The 17,414-nt window shown below is 63.2% G+C and carries 18 protein-coding genes and 1 tRNA gene; 13 read left to right on the top strand and 6 right to left on the bottom strand.

What is annotated here, in order from left to right; genetic code table 11:
• Positions 1-4: 4 nt before the first annotated feature.
• From DQ230_RS00505 to DQ230_RS00480, 7 genes are all read left to right on the top strand, one after another.
• The gene (locus DQ230_RS00505; RefSeq protein WP_113910531.1) at positions 5-268 is read left to right on the top strand and encodes a DUF7218 family protein; all 264 of its coding nucleotides are present in this window, start codon (positions 5-7) and stop codon (positions 266-268) included.
• Between the two features lie 38 nt (positions 269-306).
• The gene (locus DQ230_RS00500; RefSeq protein WP_113910530.1) at positions 307-663 is read left to right on the top strand and encodes a DUF6497 family protein; all 357 of its coding nucleotides are present in this window, start codon (positions 307-309) and stop codon (positions 661-663) included.
• 211 nt (positions 664-874) lie between these two features.
• Positions 875-1,021, top strand: coding sequence for a hypothetical protein (locus DQ230_RS17205; protein ID WP_203227967.1), 147 nt, complete (start codon positions 875-877; stop codon positions 1,019-1,021).
• Positions 1,022-1,105: 84 nt separating this feature from the next.
• Complete coding sequence (locus DQ230_RS00495) at positions 1,106-1,465, top strand: hypothetical protein (RefSeq protein WP_113910529.1); 360 nt, start codon at positions 1,106-1,108, stop codon at positions 1,463-1,465.
• Positions 1,466-1,892: 427 nt separating this feature from the next.
• Entirely contained in the window at positions 1,893-2,072 is a 180-nt protein-coding gene (locus DQ230_RS00490; RefSeq protein ID WP_113910528.1) for a hypothetical protein, read from the top strand.
• A gap of 126 nt (positions 2,073-2,198) precedes the next feature.
• Positions 2,199-4,199, top strand: a complete 2,001-nt coding sequence (locus tag DQ230_RS00485) for an acetyl-CoA carboxylase biotin carboxylase subunit (RefSeq protein WP_113910527.1) — start codon at positions 2,199-2,201, stop codon at positions 4,197-4,199.
• Between the two features lie 4 nt (positions 4,200-4,203).
• Entirely contained in the window at positions 4,204-4,755 is a 552-nt protein-coding gene (locus DQ230_RS00480) for a hypothetical protein (RefSeq protein WP_113910526.1), read from the top strand.
• 13 nt (positions 4,756-4,768) lie between these two features.
• Here the strand turns inward: DQ230_RS00480 and DQ230_RS00475 are convergent, their stop codons facing one another.
• A complete protein-coding gene (locus tag DQ230_RS00475; protein ID WP_113910525.1) occupies positions 4,769-5,257 on the bottom strand; it encodes a DUF4174 domain-containing protein in 489 nt (162 codons plus the stop codon).
• Positions 5,258-5,463: 206 nt separating this feature from the next.
• Here DQ230_RS00475 and DQ230_RS00470 point away from each other — a divergent pair, with 206 nt between their 5' ends.
• The gene (locus tag DQ230_RS00470; RefSeq protein WP_113910524.1) at positions 5,464-6,417 is read left to right on the top strand and encodes a hypothetical protein; all 954 of its coding nucleotides are present in this window, start codon (positions 5,464-5,466) and stop codon (positions 6,415-6,417) included.
• A complete protein-coding gene (scpA, locus tag DQ230_RS00465; RefSeq protein ID WP_113910523.1) occupies positions 6,371-8,503 on the top strand; it encodes a methylmalonyl-CoA mutase in 2,133 nt (710 codons plus the stop codon). Before DQ230_RS00470 ends, scpA begins: the two co-directional genes overlap by 47 nt.
• Before the next feature lie 146 nt (positions 8,504-8,649).
• Here scpA and DQ230_RS00460 read toward each other — a convergent pair.
• Positions 8,650-8,725 (bottom strand) — tRNA-Met (locus DQ230_RS00460).
• Positions 8,726-8,907: 182 nt separating this feature from the next.
• On the opposite strand from DQ230_RS00460, the gene DQ230_RS00455 reads away from it, so the two are divergent.
• The 4 genes from DQ230_RS00455 (at position 8,908) to DQ230_RS00440 (ending at position 11,746) form a co-directional block, all read left to right on the top strand.
• Positions 8,908-9,519 (top strand): VOC family protein, encoded by a 612-nt coding sequence (locus DQ230_RS00455; RefSeq protein ID WP_113910522.1) that lies wholly within the window; start codon positions 8,908-8,910, stop codon positions 9,517-9,519.
• A gap of 74 nt (positions 9,520-9,593) precedes the next feature.
• Complete coding sequence (locus DQ230_RS00450) at positions 9,594-10,277, top strand: molecular chaperone DjiA (protein ID WP_113910521.1); 684 nt, start codon at positions 9,594-9,596, stop codon at positions 10,275-10,277.
• Positions 10,274-11,305, top strand: coding sequence for an endonuclease/exonuclease/phosphatase family protein (locus DQ230_RS00445; protein WP_113910520.1), 1,032 nt, complete (start codon positions 10,274-10,276; stop codon positions 11,303-11,305). Before DQ230_RS00450 ends, DQ230_RS00445 begins: the two co-directional genes overlap by 4 nt.
• Positions 11,306-11,368: 63 nt before the next feature.
• Entirely contained in the window at positions 11,369-11,746 is a 378-nt protein-coding gene (locus DQ230_RS00440; RefSeq protein ID WP_113910519.1) for a hypothetical protein, read from the top strand.
• 18 nt (positions 11,747-11,764) lie between these two features.
• Here DQ230_RS00440 and DQ230_RS00435 read toward each other — a convergent pair whose 3' ends face one another.
• The 4 genes from DQ230_RS00435 to DQ230_RS00420 form a co-directional block, all read right to left on the bottom strand.
• Positions 11,765-13,330 carry a Ppx/GppA family phosphatase gene (locus tag DQ230_RS00435; RefSeq protein ID WP_113910518.1) on the bottom strand — a complete coding sequence of 522 codons (1,566 nt, stop codon included), beginning with the start codon at positions 13,328-13,330 and terminating at the stop codon, positions 11,765-11,767.
• A 72-nt stretch (positions 13,331-13,402) separates the two neighbouring features.
• Positions 13,403-15,577, bottom strand: a complete 2,175-nt coding sequence (locus DQ230_RS00430) for an RNA degradosome polyphosphate kinase (protein ID WP_113910517.1) — start codon at positions 15,575-15,577, stop codon at positions 13,403-13,405.
• Positions 15,578-15,628: 51 nt separating this feature from the next.
• Positions 15,629-16,333: a P-loop NTPase family protein gene (locus tag DQ230_RS00425; protein WP_113910516.1), complete on the bottom strand. Its 705-nt coding sequence runs from the start codon at positions 16,331-16,333 to the stop codon at positions 15,629-15,631.
• On the bottom strand, positions 16,333-17,400 hold the full coding sequence (locus DQ230_RS00420) for an AI-2E family transporter (protein WP_113910515.1): 1,068 nt from the start codon (positions 17,398-17,400) through the stop codon (positions 16,333-16,335). Before DQ230_RS00420 ends, DQ230_RS00425 begins: the two co-directional genes overlap by 1 nt.
• Between the last annotated feature and the right edge of the window lie 14 nt (positions 17,401-17,414).

The raw sequence follows: 17,414 nt of genomic DNA, 5'->3' as shown, positions 1-17,414 counted from the left end.
GATCATGGCCAAATCAAACGATCCCAGCATCAAGGATGCAGACACCTACGAGGCGCTGCGCGATCAGGGCGCGTCCAAGGAGAAGGCGGCGCGGATTGCGAATGCGCAGGCGCGGGACGACATGAACCCGTCGAAAAAGGGCGGCAAGGCGCCCCCATACGAGGACTGGACGAAGGACGATCTGTACGAGCGCGCGCAGGAAATCGGAATCGACGGACGCTCGGACATGAGCAAAGATCAGCTTATCGATGCGCTGCGCAAGCACTGACCGGCACGTGGCGGCGCAGTTTCTGCGCCGCATTCGTCATGAGCTTTCTGGCACTGCCAAGCGTGGCGGAACCTGTGACACTGCCGTCAGGCGGACAGGTGGACCTGCACGAGATCCTGACGGAAAGCGGCGATGACGCCAAGGTAACGCGCCTGCGCTACGTCACCATCGGCTACGCGCCGGATGCGGCAGGACAGGACTCGACGCTCCGAGACGCGACTTTTTTGTGCCAGAACAGGGCATTACCGATTCTGTCGCAACCCACCGACGGGCAGACAATCATCATATCGCTTGCTGACCGGGCCGCCCCATTCGGCGTGATGGATGCCAGCGTGGCGCAGATTTTCGAAGTCTTCACTGTTCGGAACGACACCTGCATCTGGGAGGCATTCTGATGTATCCACAATATCTTGCGCGGCTTTGTTCATCCTCACGCGCTTGTGAGGCTTTGCAGCCACAATGGCGCCAGATTCGCATCGCGGCATATCGCTTTGCTGAAAACTCTACTATTCTGCCAAATGATTGCACCCAAGCAATCCATACCTCGAAGTATGGGTGGGGGACACTGCGCCCTTTTCCGCCCTCAAAAAGTGACAGGAGAATTCAATGTCGAACGTTATCAAAGGCCTTATGGCACTCGGTTTTGTTGCTGCAGTTGCAGCGTGCCAGCAGGCGCCCCAGGACGATTTCGTCGTCGTCGAGCCGATCACAGTCGAGCCCGTCTCGACCGGCAAGTACGGCGGCAAGTACTAATCCGGCCTTCCGGATTCTGACAGCGAGGCAGGCCGTCAGGCCTGCCTCGGTTCCACCGCATCGCCCTGTATCGGAGGGCGCTGCATGATCAAGCATCGTGGATTTCCCGGCAGATTGCCGAGTTCCGATTTCCAATTCACCATCCGCCGGGGCAACCCCAAAGGCGCCACGCCCATAACGCGGCGCGAACGATACGCTGACCGCCGCGCGCCCGACAGGCGTGCAGACACGGCGTTTGTCGCCGCCTTGTGGGAGCATTTCGGCGATCAACCGTTCGAGCGTGGCAATCTGGATGCCGGACGGCTGTCATGGCTGTTTGGCCGCGAAGTGCTGCCTGCGACAGATCCGTTTGATCCTGCGGACTACGAGGCGCTTTTGGTGCTGGACGTCGAGGCGGCCCGGCGTGCGTTTCCCACGGCGTTCGATCCGGCGGACGAGGCATGAGCAGGCACGCGCCCATCGCTGGCGGCCGCGGTGCAGGCATGATCCTGCCAGCGACGGCGCGCGCTGCGCGGAATACAGCCGATGATTGTGCCCGGCGCAAATTGCGCTTGGCGGCTGGGCTGCGGAATGGCAGCGTGAGATCAGTAGTGGCGGACCTTCCCCAAGGGTCCGGGGCGCATCGTCCACACCGTTACCCTTCCCCTTCTGGGCGGCGTTGCGATACATGTCGCACGCCGCCTATTTTTTCATGTAAAACAACGGCATCGCTGTATCGGCAAAGCTCTGCGCATTGGGGGCCTTTCGGCCCTTGCCACTTTGACGACCGGGGCGATTTGACCTCTTATGCTTGGGCGGCACCCACCCCAGACATCAGAGGTAATCACCCATGCAAAGAAGATTCCGAATTTAACCCACGGCTGTATGCGCAGTGCTGGCCTTATCGGCGCTCGCCGCGTGCGGTGATACGCTGGGCAAGCAGGGGCTTATCGGCGGCGGCGCCGGTCTGGGCACAGCAGCCGTTCTGGATGGCAACCTTGCCGCCGGCGCCGTGGTCGGGGCTGCCGGCAACGTCGCCTACTGCCAGTCCTTCCCGGACCGCTGTAAATAACACCCGCCGCCCTTCGGGCGCGCGCAACATTCATCTTGAGGCCACTCATGCCGACCGGCGTGGGTGGCTTCTGTCGTTTTCGGCTCCGGCGCTGCAGCGCGGGGCGTGCATTTAGAGGGGACACGCATGTTCAAGAAAATCCTGATCGCCAACCGGGGCGAAATTGCCTGCCGCGTCATCAAAACAGCGCGCGCCATGGGCATCCAGACTGTCGCGATCTATTCGGACGCGGATCGCAACGCGCTGCATGTGCGCATGGCCGATGAGGCGGTGCATATCGGCCCGCCGCCGGCAAACGAATCCTATATCGTCATCGACAAGGTGATGGAGGCGATCCGCCAGACCGGCGCCGAGGCTGTGCATCCCGGCTATGGCTTTTTGTCGGAGAACGCCAAATTCGCCGAGGCGCTGGAGGCCGCCGGCGTTGCTTTTGTCGGCCCGCCCAAAGGGGCAATCGAGGCGATGGGTGACAAGATCACCTCGAAAAAGCTGGCGCAGGAGGCCGGCGTGTCGACCGTGCCGGGCTATATGGGCCTGATCGAGGACGCCGAGGAGGCGGTCAAGATCAGCAATCAGGTCGGCTATCCGGTGATGATCAAGGCAAGCGCCGGCGGCGGCGGCAAGGGCATGCGCATCGCGTGGAACGACGACGAGGCGCGCGAAGGGTTCCAAAGCTCGAAAAACGAGGCTGCCAACAGTTTTGGCGATGACCGGATTTTCATCGAGAAATTCGTCACGCAGCCGCGCCATATCGAAATCCAGGTTCTGTGCGACAGCCATGGCAACGGCATCTATCTGGGCGAGCGGGAATGTTCGATCCAGCGCCGCAACCAGAAGGTCATCGAAGAGGCGCCCAGCCCGTTCCTGGACGAGGCGACCCGCAAGGCGATGGGCGAACAGGCCGTCGCGCTGGCGCAGGCCGTCGATTACACCAGCGCCGGCACGGTGGAATTCATCGTCGACGGCGACCGGAATTTCTACTTCCTCGAAATGAATACCCGCCTTCAGGTCGAACATCCGGTGACCGAGCTGATCACAGGCGTCGATCTGGTCGAGCAGATGATCCGCGTCGCCAATGGCGAGGCGCTGACCATCCGTCAGGAGGATGTGAAACTGAACGGCTGGGCGATGGAATGCCGCCTCTATGCTGAGGATCCGTACCGCAATTTCCTGCCCTCCATCGGCCGCCTGACCCGCTACCGCCCGCCAGAGGAGGTCAGCGTGGAAGGCGCCATCGTGCGCAACGATACCGGCGTCTATGAGGGCGGCGAGATCAGCATGTATTACGACCCGATGATTGCCAAGCTTTGCACCTGGGGGCCGGACCGCATGGCCGCCATTGAGGGAATGCGCGCCGCGCTGGACAGTTTCGAGGTTGAGGGGATCGGTCACAACCTGCCGTTTCTGGCCGCGGTCATGGACCACCCCAAATTCGTTTCGGGCGATATCACCACCGCCTTCATCGCCGAGGAATATCCCGACGGGTTTGAAGGGGCGGAACTGGATGACGCATCGCTGCGCCGCATCGCCGCGTCCTGCGCCGCAATGCACCGCGTTGCGGAAATTCGCCGCACGCGCATTTCGGGCCGCATGGACAACCACGAGCGCAAGGTGGGCGATGACTGGAATGTTGCGGTCGAGGGGCGCAGCTATGACGTGACCATCGCCGCGCGGCGCGGCGGTGCGACCGTGACGTTCGACGACGGCAGCAGCGTCGAGGTGGCCTCGGACTGGACGCCGGGCGATCATCTGGCGCGGCTGGATGTGGACGGCAGCCCGCTGGTTCTGAAGGTCGGCAAGGTGTCGGGTGGCTTTCGTGTCCGCAGCCGGGGCGCGGATCTGAAGGTGCATGTGCGCACGCCGCGTCAGGCCGAACTGGCGCAGCGCATGCCGGAAAAACTGCCGCCTGATACGTCCAAGTTGCTGCTGTGCCCCATGCCGGGGCTGATCATGAAGATCAACGTCGAGGTCGGCGATGAGGTGCAGGAAGGGCAGGCGCTCTGCACGGTTGAGGCGATGAAGATGGAGAATATCCTGCGCGCCGAAAAGCGGGCCGTCGTCACGGCAATCAACGCCGCACCGGGCGACAGTCTGGCCGTCGACGAAGCGATCATGGAATTCGAGTGACCCCATGATGTGCGCCCGGTCCAGCCCAATCCATGGAGCCGCGCCACGGGCGCGCGTCGCATGGCGTCTTGGTGCGATATGCGCCGGGATTCTGGCGCTGGCCGGGTGCAAGCGCACGACCGAGGCTGACCTGCGCGACCTGCTGGCCGGGTGGGTGCCACTGGGAGAGACGGTTTCATTCAACGCAACCCGCGGCTGCGCGGCTGGCCTTTTTCAGATGGTCGGGCCGCGCATTGCGTCGCGTGTGCGCATCGCGGGCAGCGCGCGCGAGGCCGCGATTATTCTGAGGTCCCACGATCAGGTGGCAATCGTGGCCCCGCGCCTGACCCCCGACGATGCCCTGCTGGATCTGGTCGAGGTTGAGCGCAACGCGGGAATGAAAATGCGCATGGCCGGGCTTGAAGGGCGCGCCTGCATGGACCGCGAGACCGAGGCGGCATTTGCCGCCGCATTGGTCAACCCGGCGGCGGTGATTTTGATGGATCGCGGCGCTGGCGTTCTGGCGTTGATGGACACCGAGGACAGGCTGCTGATCGCGGCACTGGGGGCCGAATGATGCCGCTTGTGCCTTATGACGCGCTGCCGGTGGTGCGGCCGATGTCCGGCGCCGCGCGCCGTTCGCGGATTTCCTGCTGGCGCATTGGCAGTTTGTCGATGGTGCGGCTGATTTCACGGACGTCCCACGGCGCGGGTTTGCGCAGATATATGGTGCCATCCTTGACCATCAGCACCAGCATGAAACCGCGCGGATGCAGCCGGTCGCGCAGCGCGCTCCGCTTGTCCGGGTCGGTGTCTGTCAAAACGACAACGTCGCGCTCGGCCAATTCGTCACTGCGGGCGGTCAGCAGTTCCATCTGCCGGATAAAACGCGGATCGTTCGGGCTGTCGGCAAACACGACAAGCGGCCGGTTTATCCATAGAAATTGTTTCAAATCCACGTCAGCCGAGTCTACGAATACCGACGGCGCGGCTGTGTCCACGGGGCCGTCCACCACCTCCTGCGCGAGCAGCGGGCTGGCTAAAAGGCAAGTAAAAACAAGGGTCAGAAAAGGTTTCATAGGCGCTCCTGTTACCCAAGATATAGGCATAACGAATGCGATTGCGATGCAAAAAGAGCGCTCTGACCCGCTAAATTTGGTCAAGGGCACGTTTGCAGCGCACCGGGCCGCGTTAATCGCATCGTCAATTCTATGCGCTAGGGCTGTGTATGAACTCCGGAATGGCGCAAGCCGCCGGATTGGCACAGCGAAAGGCGCTCAAGATTATGGAAATTACCCTGCATCTGGGGGCGCATCGCTGCGCCTCGACCAGCTTTCAATATTATATGCGCAAGAACGGCGCGCGTCTGGCGGCATCCGGCGCTGGTTTCTGGGGGCCGCAGCACGTGCGCAAGGGCCTGTTGAAGGGGGTCATGCCGTCGCCCGGTGCGGTGCCTGCCGATCAGCAGTTTCAGCGGGCGCGGGGGCGCATCCTGCTTCAGGTGGCGCAATTTGCCGATGCGGGGATCGGGCGGCTGATCGTCTCGGACGAGAATATGATCGGCACGCCGCGCGACTGCCTGCGCAACATGCGGCTCTATCCGGCGATTGGCGAGCGGATGGCGCGCCACGGCGCGGCGTTTGGCCCGTTGGTGACACGCGCGGTGCTGTCCATTCGGGCGCAGGATACGTGGTGGCGCTCGGCGGTCGCGTTCGGCGTGGCGCGCGGCGCGCAGGTGCCGGGGCCGGCCGAGCTGTCGCATATCGCCGCCGGATCACGCAGCTGGCGCGATGTGATCACCGATCTGGCCTGCGCGCTGCCGCAGGTTCAGCTGCTGGTCTTGCCGCACGAATGCTTCGCGGCCTTGCCCGAACGCCGCCTTGCCGCGATGCTGGGCCGGGAGGGCGTGCCGCAGGCGCATGCGCGCGAATGGCTGAACCGCGCGCCGGATCTGGCGGCGCTGCGCACCGTGCTGGCCGACCGGGGCGGCGATGCCGGGGCGCTGCCGCCGGGGGACGGGACTTGGCAGCCGTTTTCGCGGACCGAACGCGCGTCGATGCGCGAGGCATATGCGGATGATCTGTTCTGGCTGCGCGCGGGTGCAGACGGGCTGGCAACACTGATAGAGGAACCGGGATCGGACCAGACGGTGAAAACACCGCAGGTTCAGGCCCAGATAAGAGGACAAGGATATGACAAAGAAGGCGCAAGACGAATGGCGCAAGCTGGCCGAAGCTGAACTGCGCGGTCGGCCTCTGGAGGATCTGACCTGGCACACGATCGAGGGAATCGACGTCAAGCCACTGTATACCGAAGATGACGTTGCCGGGCTGGACCATATGGGCACCATCCCCGGCAAGGCACCCTTTACCCGCGGGGTCAAGGCGACGATGTATGCCGGGCGCCCCTGGACGATCCGGCAATATGCCGGTTTTTCCACCGCCGAGGCGTCGAACGCGTTCTACCGGCGCAATCTGGCGGCAGGGCAGCAGGGCGTTTCGGTCGCCTTCGATCTGGCCACCCATCGCGGCTATGACAGCGATCACCCGCGGGTCGAGGGCGATGTTGGCAAGGCCGGCGTTGCGATTGATTCGGTCGAGGATATGAAGATCCTGTTCGACCAGATCCCGCTGGATCAGGTCAGCGTGTCGATGACGATGAATGGCGCGGTGATCCCGATTCTGGCCAATTTCATCGTCGCAGGCGAAGAGCAGGGCCATGACAAGGCGGTTCTGTCGGGCACCATTCAGAACGATATTCTGAAGGAATTCATGGTGCGCAACACCTATATCTACCCGCCTGAACCCAGCATGCGGATTATCAGCGACATCATCGAATATACCTCGAACGGAATGCCGAAATTCAACTCGATCTCGATCTCCGGCTACCACATGCAGGAGGCGGGCGCGAACCTGGTGCAGGAGCTGGCCTTTACCATCGCAGACGGGCGCGAATACGTGCGCGCGGCGATTGAGGCTGGGATGGACGTGGACAAGTTCGCCGGGCGGTTGAGCTTTTTCTTTGCCATCGGGATGAACTTCTTCATGGAAGCGGCCAAGCTGCGCGCGGCGCGTTTGCTGTGGCACAAGGTGATGACCGAATTCGGCGCGAAAAGCGACCGCTCGAAAATGCTGCGCACGCATTGCCAGACCAGCGGCGTCAGCCTGCAAGAGCAAGACCCCTATAACAACGTCATCCGCACCGCCTATGAGGCGATGAGCGCGGTTCTGGGCGGCACGCAATCGCTGCACACCAACGCGCTGGACGAGGCGATGGCGCTGCCGACCGAATTCAGCGCCCGCATCGCCCGCAACACGCAGCTGATCCTGCAGGAGGAAACCGGCGTGACCGCCGTGGTCGACCCGCTGGCAGGCAGCTATTACGTCGAAAGCCTGACCGCCGAACTGGTGGAAAAGGCATGGGAGCTCATCGAGGAAGTCGAGGAAATGGGCGGCATGACCAAGGCGGTCGCCAGCGGCATGCCCAAGCTGCGGATCGAGGAATCCGCCGCCACACGTCAGGCGATGATCGATCGCGGCACCGAAGTCATCGTTGGCGTCAACAAGTATCGCCGCGAGAGCGAGGATCCGATCGACCTGCTGGACATCGACAATTCCGCCGTGCGCGACAGCCAGATCGCGCGTCTGGAGCAGATCCGCGCCAGCCGCGATGAGGCGGCCTGTACCGAGGCGCTGGCCGAGTTGGAGCGCCGCGCGCGCGAGGGTGGCAACCTGCTGGAAGCAGCGGTCGAAGCGGCGCGCGCACGCGCCTCTGTAGGAGAGATTTCGATGAGCATGGAAAAGGTATTTGGCCGCCACCGGGCGGAGGTCAAAACATTGGCGGGCGTCTACGGCGCGGCCTACGAGGGCGACGCAGGCTTTGCCGCGATCCAGAAATCGGTCGAGGATTTCGCCGAAGAAGAGGGACGCCGCCCCAGGATGCTGGTCGTGAAAATGGGGCAGGACGGGCATGACCGGGGCGCAAAGGTGATCGCGACCGCCTTTGCCGATATCGGGTTTGATGTCGATGTTGGCCCGCTGTTCCAGACACCGGAAGAGGCCGCGCAAGACGCTGTCGATAACGACGTGCACGTGATCGGCATTTCCAGTCAGGCCGCCGGGCACAAGACGCTGGCGCCGAAACTGGTGGAGGCGCTGCGCGACAAGGGCGCGGGCGATATTCTGGTCATTTGCGGCGGTGTCATACCGCAGCAGGATTACCAATTCCTGAAGGATGCCGGGGTCAAGGCCATTTTCGGTCCGGGAACCAACATCCCCGATGCCGCGCAGGACATTCTGAAGATGATCCGAGACACGCGAAAATAAGTCTTGGATATAATTGGCAACGCCGGGCGAAAGTCCGGCGTTTTTTATCATACACTTGCGCAACGTCAGTCTGACCCTGGCGTTAGCGTATCTGCGAATTTGAAGGGGGGGGGGGGGGAGTGCCACGTTGCAATGCAAGGTGGCGATGGTGGCGTGAGGTGGATTTGAACCACCGACCTAACGATTATGAGTCGTTCGCTCTAACCCCTGAGCTACCACGCCTTGGGCGCGTGGCTATGGTAGCAGCGCCCGCCCGTCAAGACTGAAAACGCCCTGAGCGGCGTGGAAAATGACATTATTGCCAGACCTGCGTTCAGACGTTCCCCAGAGGGCCAGAAATTGCAACACTTGCCTTGCTTCGGGGGAATATCGGGCGTGACGGACGGGGCATACAGGAGGCCAAAATGATTGAACTGGACCATGTCGCCATCGCGGCAACCGATCTGAACGAGGGCGCGGCGTGGGTGCGGCGCGCCTTGGGTGTGCCGACGGCTCCGGGCGGCCAGCATGCGCATTTCGGCACGCATAACCGCCTGCTGGGGCTTGACGACGGGCTCTATCTGGAGGTGATTGCCATCGACCCCGCCGCGCCTGCGCCGGGTCAGGCGCGGTGGTTCGATCTGGACAGGTTCAGTGGCCCGCCACGCATCGGCACCTGGATCTGCCGCACGGGTGATTTGCAGGGCGCGCAGGCGGCACTGCCCGGTATCGGCGCGCAGGTGTCGCTGGCGCGGGGCGATCTGCGCTGGCGCATGGCGGTGCCTGATAGCGGCGTATTGCCCTTTGATAACTGTCACCCGGCGGTCATGCAGTGGGATTGCGCGCGTCACCCGGCGGCGTCGCTGCCCGCCACCGGGATAACACTGCGCCGGCTGATTGTGCGCCACCCCGACGCGCATGACTTGCAGACGCGCCTTGCCGGTGTGCTGGTCGATGACAGGGTGGTTATCGAGGCGGGACCGCCCGGTTTGCGCGCCGAATTCGACACGCCTGATGGCCAGCGCGTGCTGGAGTGAGGCAGGCGCGCTTTTCACGTCGATCCGGCACAGATCGCGCTGACACTGCCCGCGAAACGCTCTAGGATCGCGCCATGTCGATCTGGACCCGCATAACCGAGGCTGTATCGGCCCTTGCCAGTGGCGAGGGGCTGAGCGCGGTATTCGACCGCCTGCGCACGCGGCCCGAGCGCAGCGTTGCCTTTGCCATTGCCGTCATCGCGCTGGGCGCGAAAATGGCCAAGGCGGACGGGCAGGTCACACGCGGCGAGGTGGCGGCATTCCGGCAGGTGTTCCGCATCGAACCCGAGGATGAGGCAGGCGCCGCACGCGTGTTCAATCTGGCGCGGCAGGATGTGGCCGGGTTCGAAGAATACGCTGCCCGGATCAAGGCAATGTTCGGGGAAGACACAGACGCGCTGTGCGATCTGATGGAGGGGCTGTTTCACATCGCCATGGCCGATGGCGATTATCACCCTGCCGAGAACCGCTTTCTTGAGCGTGTGGCCGAGATTTTTGGCCTGAAAGGGGGCGATTTCGGACGTATGCGGCACAGGTTCGTGCCCGGCTGCGCGCCGGACCCCTACGAGGTGCTGGGCGCATCGCCCGGTGACAGCCTGGCCGAGGTGCAAAAGCGCTATCGCGCGTTGGTGCGCGAGACGCATCCGGACCGGATGATGGCGCGCGGTGTCCCGGTCGAGGCGATGCGCCTTGCCGAACAGCGCATGATCGCCATCAACCGCGCATGGGAGCAGGTCGAGGCCGCGCATCGCGGATGAGGCTGGCCACATGGAATATCGAATGGTTCAACAGCCTGTTCGATGATGATGGCGCGCCGCTGGACGATGGCGAGTGGTCATCGCGCCGCAACGTGACGCGGCGCGATCAACTGGCCGCAATCAGCGATGTGATGCATGCGCTGGATGCCGATGCGCTGATGATTATCGAAGCGCCGGACCATAGTCGGCAGCGCAGCACCGTCACCGCGCTGGAGCGATTCGCCGACATGGCGGGTCTGCGCACCTGCCGCGCGCTGGTCGGCTTTACCAACGATACCCAGCAGGAAATTGCGCTGCTCTATGATTCGGCTGTGATCGCAGCCGAGCATTGCCCCAAGGGCAGCGATACGGGCAAGCGCGGCAGCCGCGACGCGCCCCGTTTCGACGGTGTGTTCCGGATTGATCTGGATATCGACGCGGTCGAGGATCTGGTCCGCTTTTCCAAGCCTCCGCTGGAGGTCCGGCTAAGCACGCGGGGCGGCAACGTGTTGAACCTGATCGGCGTCCATCTGAAATCCAAGGCGCCGCACGGGGCCAGCTCGCCCGCGGATGTGATGCGCATTGCCATCGCGAACCGGCGCAAGCAGCTGGCGCAGGCGGTCTGGCTGCGAGCGCGTGTTGTGGACCATCTTGAGGCAGGCGATCCGCTGATCGTGCTGGGCGATTTCAACGACGGTCCGGGGCTGGACGAATATGAGGGGCTGTTCGGCCGCTCATCGGTCGAGGTGGTGCTGGGTGAGGGCGAAGAGACCGCGCTGCGGCTGTTCGATCCGCATGCGCGGGCAGCTTTGGGGCAGAAATTCGGGGCAATTCACAGCACCTCCCGGTTTTATCTGGGGCAGGAGGGGCGGTATTTGCAGGCGCTTCTGGATTACATCATGGTGTCGCCCGATGTTCTGGCGCGCGCGCCTGTGTGGCGAATCTGGCATCCGTTTGACGATCCGGCCTGCTATGGTGATGACGCGCTGCGCGCCGCGTTGCTGACGGCGTCGGATCATTTTCCTGTCACATTGGATCTGGATGTCTGAGCGGATCCGAAGCCGACGCGTTTCTGGCTTAATTTTAGCGCCATTCATGCTATGTTAAGCGTTATGAGACAGATTATATTCACCGCGATCGCGGCCACGATGCTGGCCACCCCCGCCGCCCATGCGCAGGACGGCACGCCAAAGGACGGCGCCTCTTTGATTGAAGAGGGCGCACGCATGTTCTTTGACGGGCTCATGCAGGAAACCCGCCCGGCGTTTGAGGGCATGAAGGAGATGGCCGAACGGCTGGGTCCGCAACTGCGCGCATTTGCGCAGGAAATGGGGCCGACCTTGGCCGAGATTTTGAAAGATGTGGAGGATCTGAGTGTTTATGAGGCGCCTGAAAAGCTGCCGAACGGCGATATCATCATCCGCCGCAAGCCGGAGGAGAAAACCGCGCCTGATTTGCCTGTAAACCCGGAGGACGAGATCGAAATTTGACGCCCGCCTGCGGTGTTGTCAGCCTGCCGCGCCGCCCTTGACGATGGGCTGCGCATTCAGTGATGCCGCCAGTGATGCAAACCGTGCCTGCGCGACTTCGCCGAACAATGCGGAGGCTTCGGGCGCCAGCCGGAATTCGAGAATTTTCTTCTTGGGGTAGAAATGCAGCTTGCCCGGCTCTGCGTCACGCTGGAGCCATAGCATGGCGCCAAATCGCATTGCCTTGCCCAGAATTTCCGCGTCGCGGCGCATGGGCGAATCGATCAGTTGGCTGACCTTTTCAATGCGCGTTTCCCCGCGTGAATTGGAATAGCGGTGCAGCAGGGCCAGCCCCAGAAACACCCGTTCAGAGTGTTTCAGCCCGCCCAGATTGGCCCGCGTGGCGGTGTCAAAGCAGATGTCGGCGCGGTAATCCGGGTGGGCGCGCCAGTTGACGTCGTGCAGCAGGCAGGCGGCCTTGATCAGGCGCACCCGTTCGGGACGGGCGTTTTTGAACAGGGGCGTGATGAAGTGGTACAGCATCTTGCCAAAACCGGGCACGCGCGCATCCTTGGCCTCGGTAAAGCGGCAGGCTTCGATCAGGGGATCACGGTCGCGCAGCTGCTGGGGCATCTGTTCAAACAGCATGCCCTCGCGGATGCCATAGCTTGAGATGGCGATGTCGTGGGGTTTGAAGGTGCGCACCAGTTCGCGCAGCACTTCGGCGGCTTGCGGCACCAGCGCCATCCGCGCAGAGGAAACGCCCGCGCGCTGGCGCAGCGCGGTCTGGTCGGGCGCCTCGTGGATATATCGCAGCGTATCCCGCACCGAAGACGAGCGCATTCGGTATTCATGCAGCACGTTCAGCGGATATCCGCGCCGTTCCATGTCGATCCGCGCGATGGCGCGCCACGATCCGCCGACCAGAAACAACCGGTTTTCCTGCTCGCCCAGTTCGGCCGTCATCGCGTCCACCGTATCGCGGATGTAGGCGCGCCGTGCCTTGCGCCCGCCCTTGATATCGCGCAGCTTTAGCGGTCCCAGTTGCGAGCTGACGCGCCGCCCGACCGTGCCGCCGTTGATTTCGGCCAGCTCCATCGAGGATCCGCCGATGTCGCAGACCAGACCGTAAGCGCCGGGCCAGCCCAGAAGCACGCCCTGCGCCGAAAGCCGCGCCTCCTCGCGCCCGTCTATGACCCACAGATCAAGGCCCGTCAGTGCCTTCACCTCGGCCTGGAAGTCCGGTCCATCCTGGGCATCGCGCACGGCGGCGGTGGCGACGCAGGTCAATGGGCCGGTGTCCATGGCCTCGGCCAGATGCGCAAAACGGTGCAGCGCGCTGAGCGCGCGGGCGCGCCCCTCGGGGTTCAGGCGTCCGGTTTCAGCCATGCCGGCGCCAAGGCCGCACATGATTTTTTCGTTGAAAAAATAGGCCGGACTGCGCGCCGCGCCGTCAAACACCACCAGCCGGACCGAGTTCGACCCGACATCGACCACCCCGACCCGGCGCAGCGCCCGTGCCGATGGTTTGTTGAAAAGCGCGCGGCCAAAAGGATTGCCTGCGGTACTGCCGGAGGATCCGCGATCGGTTTCGGGTTCGCTCATGTGTGCACCAGCCGTCATTTCGCCGCCTCTGTTATGGGATCGCTGCGGCGCGGCGTCAACGCAGGTCCGCGCTTAATCTTCGGTGTGGGTCAGTTGTGGCACGTCCGCCGCCCCGGCCGATCCGCGCCCCGACAGGGAAGGATTCTCCATGAAAAAGCGGTGACAGCTGAAGGCAAATTCACCTTCGGGCAGGGCGGCGCGGGTGAAGCTGCCGTCCGGCGCCATGACCCAGCTTTGCGCGATATCGGCCATGTTGGCGGCCATGACCTGGCTGGTGATCTGCGCCTTGACGGTTGGGTTTTCGATTTCCACCAGTGTTTCGACCCGGCGTTTGAGGTTGCGGCCCATCCAGTCGGCAGAGGAGATGAAGACGCGTGCCTTTTTATGCGGCAGGCCGTGGCCGTTGCCGAAACAGACAATGCGGCTGTGTTCCAGAAACCGGCCTACGATGGATTTGACGCGAATGTTCTCCGACAGCCCCTTGATGCCGGGGCGAAGGCCGCAGATGCCGCGCACGACAAGGCTGATGCGCACGCCCGCACGGCTGGCCTCATACAGTGCGTCGATGATGGCCGGTTCGATCAGGGCGTTCATCTTTGCCCAGATTTCGGCGGGGCGGCCATTTTGCGCGTGCTCGATTTCGCCTGCGATCATGTCCAGCAGGCTTGATTTCAGCGTGATTGGGGAAATCGCAAGGTTTTGCAGCCCCTCGGGCTGGGCATAGCCGGACAGGTAATTGAACACCTTGGTCGCATCGCGCCCCAGCACGCTGTTGCAGGTAAACAGCGACAGATCGGTGTAGATGCGGGCAGTTATGGGATGGTAATTGCCGGTGCCGAAATGGGTGTAGGTCACCAGATTGTCACCCTCGCGGCGCACGACGATGCTGATTTTCGCGTGGGTTTTCAGATCCAGAAAGCCATAGACCACATGCGCGCCCGCACGCTCCAGCCTGCGGGACTGGCGGATGTTGGCAGCCTCGTCAAAGCGGGCCTTCAGCTCGACCAGGGCGGTGACGGATTTGCCGTTTTCGGCGGCCTCGCACAGCGCCTCGACAATCGGGGACTGGTTGGAGGTGCGGTAGAGCGTCTGCTTGATCGCCACCACGTCGGGATCGTTCGCGGCCTGTTTGAGGAAGCGGATGACCATGTCGAATGTCTCGTACGGGTGGTGCAGCAGCATGTCCTTTTGCCGGATCGCGGCAAACATGTCGCCGTCGAAATCCTGCACGCGTTCGGGCACGCGCGGCGAAAAGCTGGGCCACAGAAGGTCCGGGCGGGCGTCCAGCACCAGTTCCTTGAGGTCGGCAAGGCCGATCATGCCGTCCACCTCGACCACCTCATCGGGGCTGACGTGAAGCTCGTCCATCACAAGGCGGCGCAGCGCATCGGGCGCATCGCGGGTGATATTCATGCGCACCACTTCGCCGCGGCGGCGGCGCTTCAGCGCCACCTCGAATTCGCGCACCAGATCCTCGGCCTCCTCCTCGACCTCCAGATCGCTGTCGCGCAGGACGCGAAAGGCGCAGTGGCCCTTGTATTTATAGCCCGGAAACAGGCTGTGCAGATGCTCGATCAGCAGCGCCTCAAGCGGCAGGAATCGGTGTGCGCCGGCCTCGGCGGGCAGGGATACGAAGCGGTCGATCTGCTGCGGGATCGGCAGCAGCGCCTGAAGCGGGCGTTTGTCGCGGATGCGCGTCAGGTTCAGCGCCAGCGAATAGCCAAGGTTGGGGATGAACGGGAAGGGGTGCGCAGGGTCGATGGCCAGCGGCGACAGAACCGGGAACACCTTGTTCAGGAAGACATCATTCAGGTACTCGCGGTCATCATCGTTCAGGTCATCGCGTGACATGATCGTGATGTTCTGGGTGTCCAGTTCGTCGCGAAGATGTTGATAGGTCTGCTGCTGCGCGCCCAGCAGTTTGCGCGCGTTGTCGTTGATCAGGATCAGCTGTTCGGCCGGGGTCAGCCCGTCGGCGGCGGGGGTGGTATTGCCCGCGCGGGCCAGCTCGCGCAGGCCCGCGACGCGCACGTTGTAGAATTCATCAAGGTTGGTGGCGGAAATCGACAGAAACCGCAGCCGTTCCAGCAGCGGCACGCGGGGGTTTTGCGCCTCTTCCAGAACGCGCCAGTTGAAGCCCAGCCAGCTGAGCTCGCGGTTGTAGAACCGGTTCGGCCCGGACAGGTCCAGGTCCGGCAAATCCTGTGCCGGCGGGAAAGGCGAGGTCAGAAAGTCGGCGTTGGTCATGGGTGGGCAAGGGCCTGATCTGGGGTGTCGCTGTCCCCCCGGACTGTGGCGCTACAGCCCCAGCTTGTCCAGCACCTCAGCCGCGAGCGCGCGGGTGACGGGGCGCCGCCGCTCCAGCGCGAGGCGGTCCAGCTCGGCCACCACGCGGCCCGCATCATCAAAGGCGCGCGGCATGCGGCGCACCAGAAACGGAATCGTGCCGGGGGTCGGCAGGATCTGCCGGTCGCCCATCTGTTTCATCAGCACGGCGGCCAGCAGTTGATCGTCGGGTTCCTTCAGGGTGCAGGTCGGGGTGGCCTGCATGCGGCTGGCCAGATCGGGCAGGACCAGCGGCCAGTGGTTGGGCGCGCCGCGCGCGGTGATCAGCAGCGTGTGACCTTCGGCCAGCGCCAGATTGTGCAGATGAAACAGCGCCTCCTCGGCGGGGCGGTTGCCGGCGATTGTATCGGCGGCCTCGATCGCGACGTGACCGGCGGCGAGTGCGGGAATGTCAGCGCCGGGCAGATCGCGCGCGTGAGTGGTCCGCGCGCCGCTGAGATCGCGCCAGACATGGGCCAGATGCGTCTTGCCCGATCCGGCGGGGCCGCACAGCACCAGCTTGCGCGCGGGCCAGTCCTGCCAGCCGTCAATCAGCGCAACGGCGGTGGCATTAGCCGACGAGACGTAGAAATCATTGCGCCCCACGGCCGGCATTGTCTGAAGATCAAGGCTCAGCTGGCGGGGGTGTTTTGCGGGCCGTTTGGAGGGCGGGGACATCAGCGCGGATCGTGATCCGGTGTGCCGCGATACAGCTGGCTGTCCTTGTAGCTGGAGATCGCGTAGCGGGCGATGACGCCGATTGCGGCGGCAACCGGCACGGCGACCAGCATTCCGACAAAGCCGAAAAGCGCACCGAATACCGAGAGCGAAAAGATCAGCCAGACGGGGTGAAGGCCGACGGAGTTGCCCACCAGTTTCGGGGTCAGCAAGTTACCTTCGATCACTTGGCCAAGAACGAAAATGGCGGCGATGATGCCAATGGAAATCCAGTCTCCCCAGAACTGGAACAGGGCCAGACCGATGGCCAGCACTCCGCCGACCAGCGCGCCGACATAGGGAATGAATGTCAGCAACCCTGCCGCGAACCCCACGACAAGGCCAAATTGCAGCCCCGCCAGCATCAGCGCCACGGCGTAATACGTGCCCAGGATCACGCAGACGGTTCCCATGCCGCGAATGAAGCCCGACATCGTTTTGTCGATGTCACGCGCCAGATCGCGGATGACCGGCGCATGTTCGCGCGGCAGCAAATCGTCGATGCGCGCCACCATGCGATCCCAGTCATAGAGCAGATAGATCGCCACCACAGGCACGATCACGAACAGCACCAGCACGTTGATCAGCGACGATACCGAGGCCAGCACCGTCTCCAGCATCTGGCCGCCACGTTCCTTGATCGATTCGCCGATGGCGGTCAGCGACTGGCGCAGGGCGCTGCCCGAATCGGCGACCTGGGGAAAACGCTCGGTTACGAAGACTTGCAGCTTGCGCGACAATTCCGGCGCGGTATCTATCAGCGCGGTCGCCTGCGATGCCAGTGTCGGGATCACCAGGAGGGCCATGATGACGAACAAGATCACCGTCAGGATTGCAATCACCGCAACAGACAAGGCCCGGTTCAGGCCAAGTTTTTGCAGTTTGTCAGCAACCGGGTCCAGAAAATAGGCGATTGCGGCGCCTATCACAAAGGGCAGAATCACATCGCCCAGCACCCAAAGCACACCCAGAAAGATCGCAGCCGCGATCCCCCAGTATTTCATCTGCGTTCCGATGGGCAGTGACATGGTATCCTTTCGGC

This window comes from Roseovarius dicentrarchi, assembly GCF_003316635.1.
Taxonomy (GTDB): domain Bacteria; phylum Pseudomonadota; class Alphaproteobacteria; order Rhodobacterales; family Rhodobacteraceae; genus Roseovarius; species Roseovarius dicentrarchi.
Note: the sequence above shows the minus strand (reverse complement) of the source record. Positions and strands in the feature narration are given on the sequence as shown.

Bases quoted from the DNA above. Each gene is read 5' to 3' on its own strand.
- DQ230_RS00505 (WP_113910531.1), top strand. From the start codon at position 5: ATGGCCAAATCAAACGATCCCAGCATCAAGGATGCAGACACCTACGAG.
- DQ230_RS00500 (WP_113910530.1), top strand. From the start codon at position 307: ATGAGCTTTCTGGCACTGCCAAGCGTGGCGGAACCTGTGACACTGCCG.
- DQ230_RS17205 (WP_203227967.1), top strand. From the start codon at position 875: ATGTCGAACGTTATCAAAGGCCTTATGGCACTCGGTTTTGTTGCTGCA.
- DQ230_RS00495 (WP_113910529.1), top strand. From the start codon at position 1,106: ATGATCAAGCATCGTGGATTTCCCGGCAGATTGCCGAGTTCCGATTTC.
- DQ230_RS00485 (WP_113910527.1), top strand. From the start codon at position 2,199: ATGTTCAAGAAAATCCTGATCGCCAACCGGGGCGAAATTGCCTGCCGC.
- DQ230_RS00480 (WP_113910526.1), top strand. From the start codon at position 4,204: ATGATGTGCGCCCGGTCCAGCCCAATCCATGGAGCCGCGCCACGGGCG.
- DQ230_RS00475 (WP_113910525.1), bottom strand. From the start codon at position 5,257: ATGAAACCTTTTCTGACCCTTGTTTTTACTTGCCTTTTAGCCAGCCCG.
- DQ230_RS00470 (WP_113910524.1), top strand. From the start codon at position 5,464: ATGGAAATTACCCTGCATCTGGGGGCGCATCGCTGCGCCTCGACCAGC.
- scpA (WP_113910523.1), top strand. From the start codon at position 6,371: ATGACAAAGAAGGCGCAAGACGAATGGCGCAAGCTGGCCGAAGCTGAA.
- DQ230_RS00455 (WP_113910522.1), top strand. From the start codon at position 8,908: ATGATTGAACTGGACCATGTCGCCATCGCGGCAACCGATCTGAACGAG.
- DQ230_RS00450 (WP_113910521.1), top strand. From the start codon at position 9,594: ATGTCGATCTGGACCCGCATAACCGAGGCTGTATCGGCCCTTGCCAGT.
- DQ230_RS00445 (WP_113910520.1), top strand. From the start codon at position 10,274: ATGAGGCTGGCCACATGGAATATCGAATGGTTCAACAGCCTGTTCGAT.
- DQ230_RS00440 (WP_113910519.1), top strand. From the start codon at position 11,369: ATGAGACAGATTATATTCACCGCGATCGCGGCCACGATGCTGGCCACC.
- DQ230_RS00435 (WP_113910518.1), bottom strand. From the start codon at position 13,330: ATGAGCGAACCCGAAACCGATCGCGGATCCTCCGGCAGTACCGCAGGC.
- DQ230_RS00430 (WP_113910517.1), bottom strand. From the start codon at position 15,577: ATGACCAACGCCGACTTTCTGACCTCGCCTTTCCCGCCGGCACAGGAT.
- DQ230_RS00425 (WP_113910516.1), bottom strand. From the start codon at position 16,333: ATGTCCCCGCCCTCCAAACGGCCCGCAAAACACCCCCGCCAGCTGAGC.
- DQ230_RS00420 (WP_113910515.1), bottom strand. From the start codon at position 17,400: ATGTCACTGCCCATCGGAACGCAGATGAAATACTGGGGGATCGCGGCT.